At 47.6% G+C, this 1,150-nt stretch carries 1 protein-coding gene; it reads right to left on the bottom strand.

Annotation, left to right across the window (positions count from 1 at the left end; genetic code table 11):
- Window positions 1-4 precede the first annotated feature (4 nt).
- On the bottom strand, window positions 5-1,150 hold a 1,146-nt coding region (gene tuf / locus MHN79_RS20780), incomplete at its 5' end, for an elongation factor Tu (protein ID WP_239174902.1).

The raw sequence follows: 1,150 nt of genomic DNA, 5'->3' as shown, positions 1-1,150 counted from the left end.
AGAATTAATCGAAGATCTTAGCAACAACACCAGCACCTACTGTACGGCCACCTTCACGGATCGCGAAACGAAGACCTTCGTCCATTGCGATTGGTGCGATTAGCTCTACAGTCATCTTGATGTTATCGCCTGGCATTACCATTTCTACGCCTTCTGGTAGCTCGATGTTACCAGTTACGTCAGTTGTACGGAAGTAGAACTGTGGACGGTAGCCTTTGAAGAATGGTGTGTGACGACCACCTTCATCTTTAGACAGTACGTAGACTTCTGACTCAAACTTAGTGTGTGGAGTGATTGAACCTGGAGCTGCTAGTACTTGACCACGCTCTACTTCATCACGCTTAGTACCACGTAGTAGTGCACCAACGTTCTCGCCCGCACGACCTTCGTCTAGAAGCTTACGGAACATTTCAACACCTGTACAAGTCGTTGAAGTCGTCTCTTTGATACCTACGATAGCAACTTCGTCACCTACGTTTAGGATACCACGCTCGATACGACCTGTTACTACTGTACCACGGCCTTGGATTGAGAATACGTCTTCAATCGGCATTAGGAACGGCATGTCTACTGCACGCTCTGGCTCTGGAATGTAAGAATCTAGCGCTTCTGCTAGTTCTACAATCTTAGCTTCCCATTGCTCTTCACCGTTTAGTGCGCCTAGAGCTGAACCTTGGATTACTGGTAGATCATCACCTGGGAAGTCGTACTCAGATAGAAGTTCACGAACTTCCATTTCTACTAGTTCTAGTAGCTCTTCATCGTCAACCATGTCACATTTGTTCATGAATACGATGATGTATGGGATACCAACCTGACGGCCTAGTAGGATGTGCTCACGAGTCTGTGGCATTGGGCCATCTGTCGCAGCAACAACTAGGATACCACCATCCATCTGTGCAGCACCTGTGATCATGTTCTTAACATAATCCGCGTGTCCTGGACAGTCTACGTGTGCGTAGTGACGAGTTGGAGTGTCGTACTCTACGTGAGATGTTGCGATTGTGATACCGCGCTCACGCTCTTCTGGAGCGTTATCGATTGATGCGAAGTCTTTCGCTTCACCGCCGTACACTTTAGATAGAGTAGTACAGATTGCAGCAGTTAGAGTTGTTTTACCGTGGTCAACGTGGCCGATAGTACCAACGTT

This window comes from Vibrio sp. Of14-4, assembly GCF_022347625.1.
GTDB classification, from domain to species: Bacteria; Pseudomonadota; Gammaproteobacteria; order Enterobacterales; family Vibrionaceae; genus Vibrio; species Vibrio pristinus.
Note: the sequence above shows the minus strand (reverse complement) of the source record. Positions and strands in the feature narration are given on the sequence as shown.